Origin of the sequence: Salinivirga sp. (assembly GCF_035268865.1) — a bacterium.
GTDB lineage: Bacteria > Bacteroidota > Bacteroidia > Bacteroidales > Salinivirgaceae > Salinivirga.
In genome coordinates this window covers 1-9,877 of sequence record NZ_DATFKB010000148.1, presented here as the reverse complement: position 1 = coordinate 9,877, position 9,877 = coordinate 1, and the positions used below count along the sequence as shown (strand labels likewise).

The following is a 9,877-nucleotide window of genomic DNA, read 5'->3' as shown; positions in this document are numbered from 1 at the left end:
CTTCGGTTTTTCTTTAAAACAATTTCTTCTTGTTTGGGAAAAATGTTAACACTCTTGGCATCAGAAATATGCACTTGCGGGACACCATTCACAAAAATATCGAAATTCCGCAAATTCAATACGGCATTTTGAGTATTGCCCTGTGTGGTCGATTCAATTTTTATCAGGTCATAATCTTTTCGACCTGCAATATTGAGCAAATAGTCATAAAACTTCTGTTTCATCTTACCTCTATGGCTGGTATTATCATAATCGGCAAATCCAAGGTAGGTCATGTGCAAAAGAAATTTCCTGGCTTCATGTTCAGGCTGTTGTATAATCCGGGCAATTTCTTTTGCTGTAAAATTGCGCGATTCCTTATTATTGAGGTAACGTCTGATTCTGAAAAAGGGGTGTGTGAAATCATGGCCCTGGAATACATCATAATATTCCCGGTTAAAGAGGTTATATGAGAGAAAAGCAGCATTGTTTATGGCACTGTTTTGCAATGATGTAAAGTTCACCGATTGGCTACCCACTTTCCATTTAACCACCGGAGCGTCGATTTCAAACATGTGGTAACTGTCGTAATATGGGCTGCGCGACATATTGGGGGTGTTGTCGTCGCGTAGCAGTGTTACCTCTTTATCTTTTTCTAAATAAGTAAATTGCAGTCCAGGATGGTAAAGAGAATCCTGGTTAAGAATCATTACAACCTTTGCATTTCGGGAGAGAATATATTTGTCGGTAAAAACAAAAAAATCGCTCAGGGCTTTCATAAAAAGCATGCGTTTAATCAGGGTATCGCCATTTTCAATATACTCCACATCGCGAAATATATCTACTCTGGCATCTTTATTTTCATTGCCTGAGCCATATAACTGTGCACCACGCATAATGAAACCACCTGTATAATTGATATCTTTAAAAATTCCCTCGATCAGGAAATTTGATTCATAGGATTCGAATTCTGGAAATGCGGCTCTGCTGGCATCAGGGATTTCTGTGACTTTGTCTGATAATTTTCCGGATAATGGCTTTTCGTAAAAGTAATAGTTGTAAAATTTTGCGCTATCGACCTCAAATTTACTCAGACGCAAATCGATTCTGAAATTTTCATATAGAGCAAAAACAGAGTCGCGGTTATAACCTGCACGTTCCCAGTACGTTTGTCCGGTTTGGCCATACCAGATACGCTCAATAGGGTCGTACACTCCCGAAGTGTTGAAAATTTGAATACTGTCCCGAACAGCATTGCAGGTAAGGGTATTCAGCGGAAATTTAATGAGCATTGTATCGGCGGTAAACTCAAAAGTGTGCGATTTGGCATTGCTTTTCCAAATGGTAGAGCCGTTTTTACTCAGTCGGTTAAACTCCTTCAATTCTCTGATGGTTTCAATAAACTGTTTGATATGCCTTAACCTGATGTCTCTGGCCTTGCATAAATTGATAATGGCATTTTGATAGGCAAAGAAGTTCTCATTCACTTCATCATTTTCCAGGTAATGGGCTGTGGTATTCAACCATCCGTCAAAATGTGGGAAAGGTCGTCCGCGGCGGGCTTCAAGCGTATTGGCAACCTCATACATCAGCGCTTTAACCGTATCATCCACGCGGCCGGTTTCCCAGAGTGTTTCAATGCGGTTTACAGTAGCTTTTCCCCGGTCTTCGAGTCTTTTTACCTGCTCCATAAAATCGTGCATATCTTCTATAAAGCCAGCCGAATCGGTTCTGAAGGTCTCCTGTTGCTGCGAAAAGGCATTGAAACTTATCAATATTAATAAGCTCCAACACGCAATGCCTATGATCCCTTTTTTGAATGCCATGATCGTTATTTTTAGTTTGAGGCTTTAAAAACCATTGCTTGCCATTGATCTTCCGATAATTGATCGGTTAGTGTTAATTGAAAAATTTTGGCTTTTTGTGCAACAATTGTTTTATCTGCTTCAAGAAAGCCGCTGAGGAAAAGGTATCCTTCCGGATTGAGATGCTCTGCATATTGCTCCATATCGGCCAATAAAATATTACGATTTATATTGGCCAAAATTACATCGTAATTTCGTTTAATTTGTTTAGCATCTCCAAGCATTACATTGTCGAAATTAACACTATTGCGGGCGGCATTTTCTATGGTGTTCTCTACTGCCCATTGATCAATATCGATACCGTCAACTGCACCAGCACCGGTCATTTTGGCAATAATGCCAAGCACCCCGGTACCACAACCCATGTCTAATACCTGTTTGCTCTTCATGTCTGTTCGCTGCATGAGCATTATCATTAACCTTGTTGTGGCGTGGTGGCCGGTGCCAAACGACATTTTCGGTTCAATTTCGATCTCAAAATCATACCCTTTACCGGTTTCATGGAAAGGAGCTCTTATAAGACAATACCGGTCGATACTGATTGGAGAAAAGTTCGATTCCCATTGCGCATTCCAGTTTTGTTGGGGGATGACCTTAGCGCTATAGCTAAAGCCATCGTATTGAGCACTTAATTGTTTCAAATCAGATTCATTGTAAGCATCAGAAGGTATATAGGCGCGCAAAAACTGATTTTCTTCCATAAAGCTTTCAAATCCCATCTCTCCAAGTTCTGCAATCACGATATCCTGAACCGTACTATTCAGGGTACTTTGGTCTATACTTATTTCAGTGTATTCCACTTATTTGAAATTTTTAGGCGTTTATAATGGCATAAAAATCATCGGCTTTTAATGATGCACCACCTATTAGGCCTCCGTCTACATCTTGCTGACCAAACAATTCCGATGCATTAGCTGGTTTGCAACTTCCGCCATAAAGGATACTCATATTTTCTGCAGTGTTTTCATCAAATTTATCCCGTATCAACTGTCTGATAAAGGCATGCATTTCCTGCGCCTGCTCTGGGGTCGCTACTTTGCCTGTACCAATAGCCCATATAGGTTCATAGGCCAGAATAACTTGTTGAAAATCTGATTTTGAAAGTTTAAATACGGTCTCTTCAAGCTGCTTTTTTACAGTGGCCTCATGCTGCTCGCTTTCGCGCTGTGTGAGTTGCTCTCCTATACAAAATATTGGTTTAAGCTTATTTTTTAAGGTAAGTTGTGTTTTGCGAAGCAATATTTCATCGCTTTCTTCAAAATATTCCCTGCGCTCAGAGTGGCCTAAAATTACATATTGAGCGCCTGTGGCTGCAACCATGTCAGGAGCCACCTCTCCGGTATAAGCACCTGATTCTTCACTTGCACAGTTCTGTGCAGAAAGTTGAATGGGTGAGTTGGCAATAACATTACCAATTGCATGTAAATGGGTAAATGGGGGTGCAATGATAATGTCTTTTTCACCTGTGTAGTTGCTGAGTAAACTTGTTAGCTCTTCAGCTAGTTTTTGGCCTTCTGGCAATGTTGTATTCATTTTCCAGTTTCCGGCAACAATCATTTTTCTCATAATTATTTATTTTTTTAAAGTTTGATATCGTATTCGGGGATCGAGCCAACGATAAATTACATCGACTGACATATTAATCAATAAAAATAGGAAAGCTATCGTTAGAATGCAACCCATAACTACAGGAAAATCATAATTATTAAGTGCATTGACTAAAAGCTGCCCGATACCTTTCCAACCAAAGATGTATTCCACAAAAACAACACCGGCCAGCATTGAGGCAAACCAACCTGAAATTACTGTAATAACAGGATTTAGTGCATTTTTAAGGGCATGGTTTCGCATGGCTCCGATTTTTGAATTGCCCTTAGCCAGTGCTGTTACAAAATAGTCTGAGGTTGTTTCATGCAACAAGCTGTTTCTTGTTAGTTGAATAAAAACGCTTAATGGCCTTATTGCCAATGTCAAAGCAGGTAGAATCAGGTTATATAACGCAAGGTGTTGTGCTCCCGTAATTGCGTTCATTTCATATAAACTACCTGTTAAATTCAGGTGTGTATAGGATTCGAGCAGGTAGGCAAAAATCCAGCCCATAAGTATAGCCGCGAAAAAAGAGGGTAAACTCATGCCAAGGGCCGTAAGTGATACCAATCCCTTATCAAACACGGTGCCTTTGAAATAGGCTGCCACAAATCCCATTATTATACCAAAAAAAGCGGCTATAGCAATACTAACCAGGGCAAGTATGAGTGTTTGGGGCAGTGCATTCATTAATAATTCATTTACTGATTGCTTGCTTTGGTAAGAATTTCTAAGGTAGGGAAATTTTAATACCAACCTGGTGTGTTTCCCAAGTGGTAAAAGTGTCTTGTAGTGCTCAAATCTGTCTGCAGTTGGGGCAAATCCACTGGCATTTTTTACAATTATACCAATTGGTGATAAATCGTTCAGGTACATTAAATATTGTACACCGACAGGCTCGCTGAAGCCATATTCATTCCGGATATTGGTTAGCGTTTGTTCATCGCTACGCTGGCCAACCATCATTTGTGCAGGGTCGCCCGGTAAAATGATGAACAATAGAAAAACCAATGAAACCACACCGTAAAGTACCAATACAGCATAGCCGACTTGCAATAGTGTTTGTTTGATCACGAATACCGCGATTTAAATCCAACAATTTCAAAAATAGTAGACAACAGTAACCAAATGCCAATAAAAAAACCTATAAGCATCATTGTTTTACTGTGCTTTTCTTGAAGCGATGCTTTATACAAATGATATTCACTCATTTTGTTTGCTTGAGGAAAATCATTGTAATGCCATTTATTCAGAATCATCCCTGATTTAAGCAATACAATGCCCGGGTTGCTTCGTACAATGGTTTTTAATGTGATGGGATCGGCATAATAAGTTTTTGTTAGTAAAGACTGTTCGCGTTTAAACTGATCCACATCTTCAGGATTTGACGCTGTAGCTATGAATACATTAAAACCATTGGCACCACCCACATCTGAAATTTCATGCAGCATATCATAAGACGCTTCCGGTAGTTTCTCTATGTCATAAGCTACTATCATTAAAGTAAAACCATCATCATTGAGCACCATCTCCGTTACGTCTTGTTTCATATTGTTAGTCAAAAGAAAATTGTGGATGGGCGGTTCATAACCTTTGTCAGTTTGATTGCTGATGGTTTCTACCCATTGCCATGTGCTGTCAGGCAGGTTATCGGTTGTAAATGTCTTTTTTTCGCCATTTTTTTCATATACAATTTTTGTTTCAAATTGTGGTTGGGGGGCACCTTGCAAATTATCATTCATAGCCAGATTGATGTCAGTCCCAATTTTATATGGTCTGAAATCAATTGCTGGTAAATGATTGTAGCTTTGCTTTGATATATATAATGATATTAGAATTCCCACTATGGCAATTATTAACTGTGCAGGTCGATTAAAACGCGATGAAAAGTGTTTTCGCTTCCAGAATACTATTCCGGCGGGAATCATAAATACCAGGTTTTTATAAAATGTTTGCCAGTTGGTGAGTTTTATGGCATCTCCAAAACAACCACAATCTGTAACAGGATTAGCCAGTGCCAAATAAAAGGTCAGCAATGTGAAAAAACTCATAAAAATAAACATGAGCACGCTGCTGATTCGCGTATATACATTGTTTAGTATTGCAAAACCTATAACAAATTCAATAGAAGATAGTACAACAGCTAAGAAAAGGGCAGCAGGAGAGAGCCACTCTATATTAAAAGCTACAAAATAATCGGTAAATTTATATGTAGATCCTAACGGGTCTATAGCTTTTACAAAACCGCTGAATATAAACAGTAAGCCAATTAATAATCTGGAAATATTTTGTATGAACTTCATGATATTAAATTTAATTTTAAACTTGTTTAAGGTCAACTTATCCTGAGCAAAACTACTTGTGAGATATAATGTCGTATTTTGTAAGAAGCGCATGTATTTCATTAAAAATTACATCCGCAGATTTCATCTCTCCATTTTCCGAACAGTCCAATCTCTCAAAGGTTGAATCGAGTTTAATCGCTTCCAGGTATTCTTTCCTAACAACTTCCTGAAAACTTGATTTTGCTTCATGAATGTCTTGTTTTCCCTGCAAATATTCCCTGTCGTTGCCTTTTCGTTCATTTTTAAGATTATGCTTTACAAAGTTCATCGGCACATCCAGAAAGATTGATAAACCTGGTTTTGGTATCTGATAATAGTTGTATTCGAACTGAAAAATCCAATTCCGCAGTTTCTCTTTTTCTGCTTCACTGGTAAGTTTTGCACACTGAAATGCAATATTGGAGAGTACGTATCGGTCTACAACCACAACAGTTCCAATGGAAAGCCATTCTTTAATGTCGTTTGATGCTGAATAGCGATCACCAGCATACAACATGGCCACCAAATAGGGGTCTACAGCATCGATCGGACCAAATTCGCCACGTAAAAAGCGGGCAATCATCTCCCCAAAATAGGGTGTTTCGGTTTGTGGAAAATGCAGGAATTTGTAATTAATTCCCTGTTCGTCAAAAAAACCTTTAAGTAAGTCTACCTGAGTCGATTTCCCTGAACCATCAAGTCCTTCCAGCACTATAAATTTATTCATTGTAATTCGTTTTGATCAATAAAGCATTTGAAAATTCGCATGGCTGGTTTGCATTACACATCTCTTGCGAATTAAACTTTCAAATATACTAAGCCTGTACTACAGTAAAAAGTGAAAAGTTTGTTTTTTATAAACACGTTATTCAACATTTGTGAACCTGATTAGAAATAGAGACTATTAAGTTCCGGAAGTTTTTAAAAAAAACATTGAACATCGGTTTTTAGGTATAAAATTGTACCTTCGTACTGGATTTTAAACTATTGTAAACAATCTATACATATTTCCGGTCTATATTTAAAATGAAACAAGCGCACTCAATAAAAATACATAAGCAATTGGTCAATATGGACCGGCCTTACATTATGGCTGTGTTAAATGTTACACCAGATTCGTTTTATGAGGGGAGTCGTGTAACACCTGCCAGCATTGAGCAAAGGGTTGCACGGGTTATTAGTGAAGGTGCAGATTGGATTGATGTGGGTGGATACTCATCGCGCCCTGGCGCTGTTGATATATCTCCAAAAACTGAAAAAGAGAGATTGATGCCGGCACTGGACATCCTGGCATCAAAATATCCTCAATATCCTGTATCGGTAGATACATTCAGGGCAGATGTTGCAAACTGGGCCATTGAGAATTATAATGTGGCCATAATAAATGATATATCGGGTGGGCATCTTGATCCTGAAATACTCGAAGTGGCTGGCCAGCATGGCTTACCCTATATTGGGATGCACATGAGGGGAACACCCCAGAATATGCAGCAGCAAACCCATTACGATGATATTATAAGGGAATTGACATTATACTTTGCTCAGATGGCTGAACGTGCTTCATCCGCAGGAATAAGCGATTTAATAATTGATCCGGGCTTTGGGTTTGCCAAAACAATAGACGATAATTATTTGCTATTACAAAGATTGCGTGAGCTCTTGGTATTGGACAAACCCATTTTAGTGGGAATGTCACGAAAGTCCATGATTTATAAACTACTAAATATCAGGCCTGGAGATAGTTTACATGGAACAATAGCTTTACATACCTTAGCCTTACAAAATGGTGCCTCTATTATTCGGGTACACGATGTAAGTCCGGCTTTTCAAATGGTTGCTGTAGTTAAAAAAACACAAGAACAATATGATTGAAGGTTTTATATCACTCAGATTTCTTGATATACTGGATATACTACTGGTTGCATTTCTTATGTACCAAATATTTCTGGTTATAAAAGGTTCTGTTGCCATTAATATATTTGTGGTTATTTTTTCTGTTTATCTTTTTTGGCAACTTGTAGAAGCACTTGAAATGGATTTGCTCAGTACCATTTTAGGCCAGTTTATGGGTGTTGGTTTAATTGCCCTTATTATAGTTTTTCAGCAAGAGCTGCGGCGCTTTTTATTAATGATTGGAACCCGCGACTTTTTTAGTCGCAGCTTCTCAGTCGAACAAATATTTTACAAAAACCGTAAATCTTTATCTGACAAAGAAGTTGATGAGATTGTGAAAAGCTGTGTCAACATGTCGGCAACACGCACGGGAGCATTAATAGTACTAACTACCCGTGCAGAGCCAGGACCGGTCATCGAATCTGGTGACGTGATTAACAGTAAAGTATCAGGCAGGTTAATAGAGAGCATTTTCTTTAAAAACAGCCCGTTGCACGATGGTGCCATTGTGATTTTTAATAGAAAAATTGTGGCTGCCCGGTGCGTATTACCTTTGTCGAAAACAACCGACTTGCCAGCCCATATGGGACTAAGACACAGAGCCGCCAAAGGAATGACAGAAAACTACCATTCACTTGTTTTAACTGTTTCAGAGGAAACAGGCAGTATTTCCATATTTGAACCAGCTTCTCATCAATACAATATCAATAGCCAGGTATTACGTTCGAAACTGGAAAATTGGTACGGTATTAATGAGCAAAAGAAAGAGGAAGCATCTCAAACGGGTAACCCGCTTTTTAACGTTTTCCGTAAATTTTAGCTTTACTCTCCTGGCCACGCACTAACCGTACAATATTGCCTCTGTGGCTAAGGAAAAGAATAGCTGCAAGTATAACAGCAAACGACTTTAGGTAAAGGTCTGTTTCAGGAAAAAAAACAAAAATAACCAGGGGGTAGGTAACAGCAGATGCCAACGAACCCAGTGATACATATTGGGTAGTAAAAAAAACAATGGCAAATACGCCAAGTGCAATGAGTGCTCCCGGCGCATGCAGTGCCAAAACAACGCCAAGCATCGTAGCTACACCTTTGCCTCCGTTAAAACCGGCAAGAATGGGGTAAATATGTCCCAAAACTGCCAATAAACCGGCTGCAATATAAAACAGCGCAGCATATTCATGGGATGCGATTCCCGATATTTGTGTAAAATATACAGCCAGAAAGCCTTTTACCGTATCTGTTAAAAAAACAACCACACCGGGTTTCCAACCTAATACCCGGAATGTATTTGTAGCCCCGGCATTTCCCGATCCATGCTCACGTACATCTTTATTGTATCTTGCTTTCCCGATCCATACTGCGGTAGGTACTGAGCCTAAAATGTATGCCAGTAGAATTGTAGCAATGGTTATAACCATGGTTCCTATTTTTCTTTTTCCAAAATTATGGACTTGATGGTTTCTACATCAACCCTTTTGGCTATTATTTCTTTGTCCTGGTTTAATAAAAATAATGATGGAGTACTGTAAACATCGTACTTATTTCTAAAATCGGTGAAATTATTCGGATCCCAAACATTAATCCAATCTGTAAGTCCTTTTTCTTCGAGGAAATTGCTCCATTCTTTTTTGTCAACCTGGGTATAAAAAGCATAAACCTGGACACCAATATTATGCATTTCACTGAAAACAGTTTCATGAAGGTTGGGTATCACTTTTTTGCAATGACCGCAATTGGGTTCCCAGAAAGCTACAACAGTGTATTTAGCCTCCACATCATGCAAAGGATAAAAATATCCTTCAATAGACTGTGCTTTATCAAGTTTAGGGGCTTTGTTACCAATGAGGTTTGGTTTTAACTTTTGCACCCGCTCTCGCAATTTATCCAAATATTCATCTGATACCCAGTGTGCCCGGCCGTTTAGGTAGTAATTCTCAGCCAAATGAACCATAACCTGATCAAAACCCATATACTTTGTTTGTGCATATTTGTTAAAAACATAAGCCAGTGTGTATTGAAAGTATTCCGGTTTATCTTCAAGTTTTTTAAGCAATCGGTCGGCCGCTGCTATAGCCGAGTCTGGTCTTCTGATGACTACCCGGTCAAAATAGTATTTTAACTTGCGATGGTAGACCGGTGAATAAAGTAACTGATTGTCGCTAAAATCAATATAATCAAAAAAGTGGTTCTTGTAGTAATTATATTGAAACAGACTGTCTTTTGGCTGAC

The 9,877-nt window shown here is 38.8% G+C and carries 10 protein-coding genes; 2 read left to right on the top strand and 8 right to left on the bottom strand.

Features of this window, described 5'->3' with window-relative positions:
* From VJ937_RS08925 to tmk, 6 genes are all read right to left on the bottom strand, one after another.
* A partial coding sequence (locus VJ937_RS08925) for a hypothetical protein (protein WP_324066550.1) occupies positions 1-1,805 on the bottom strand: 1,805 nt, incomplete at its 3' end.
* Between the two features lie 11 nt (positions 1,806-1,816).
* A complete protein-coding gene (gene prmA, locus VJ937_RS08920) occupies positions 1,817-2,644 on the bottom strand; it encodes a 50S ribosomal protein L11 methyltransferase (RefSeq protein WP_324066549.1) in 828 nt (275 codons plus the stop codon).
* Between the two features lie 13 nt (positions 2,645-2,657).
* Complete coding sequence (tpiA, locus tag VJ937_RS08915; protein ID WP_324066548.1) at positions 2,658-3,410, bottom strand: triose-phosphate isomerase; 753 nt, start codon at positions 3,408-3,410, stop codon at positions 2,658-2,660.
* 6 nt (positions 3,411-3,416) lie between these two features.
* Entirely contained in the window at positions 3,417-4,505 is a 1,089-nt protein-coding gene (locus VJ937_RS08910; RefSeq protein WP_324066547.1) for an ABC transporter permease, read from the bottom strand.
* Positions 4,502-5,734 (bottom strand): BT_3928 family protein, encoded by a 1,233-nt coding sequence (locus tag VJ937_RS08905; RefSeq protein ID WP_324066546.1) that lies wholly within the window; start codon positions 5,732-5,734, stop codon positions 4,502-4,504. Before VJ937_RS08905 ends, VJ937_RS08910 begins: the two co-directional genes overlap by 4 nt.
* A gap of 52 nt (positions 5,735-5,786) precedes the next feature.
* A complete protein-coding gene (gene tmk, locus VJ937_RS08900) occupies positions 5,787-6,482 on the bottom strand; it encodes a dTMP kinase (protein WP_324066545.1) in 696 nt (231 codons plus the stop codon).
* 299 nt (positions 6,483-6,781) lie between these two features.
* On the opposite strand from tmk, the gene folP reads away from it, so the two are divergent.
* Together folP and VJ937_RS08890 are read left to right on the top strand one after the other, a co-directional pair.
* Positions 6,782-7,627 (top strand): dihydropteroate synthase, encoded by an 846-nt coding sequence (folP, locus tag VJ937_RS08895; RefSeq protein ID WP_324066544.1) that lies wholly within the window; start codon positions 6,782-6,784, stop codon positions 7,625-7,627.
* Positions 7,620-8,468, top strand: a complete 849-nt coding sequence (locus VJ937_RS08890; protein WP_324066543.1) for a diadenylate cyclase — start codon at positions 7,620-7,622, stop codon at positions 8,466-8,468. The genes folP and VJ937_RS08890 overlap by 8 nt, the downstream gene beginning before the upstream one ends.
* Here the strand turns inward: VJ937_RS08890 and plsY are convergent.
* On the bottom strand, positions 8,446-9,066 hold the full coding sequence (plsY, locus tag VJ937_RS08885) for a glycerol-3-phosphate 1-O-acyltransferase PlsY (protein ID WP_324066542.1): 621 nt from the start codon (positions 9,064-9,066) through the stop codon (positions 8,446-8,448). The genes VJ937_RS08890 and plsY overlap by 23 nt on opposite strands.
* 5 nt (positions 9,067-9,071) lie before the next feature.
* A partial coding sequence (locus VJ937_RS08880) for a thioredoxin-like domain-containing protein (protein ID WP_324066541.1) occupies positions 9,072-9,877 on the bottom strand: 806 nt, incomplete at its 5' end.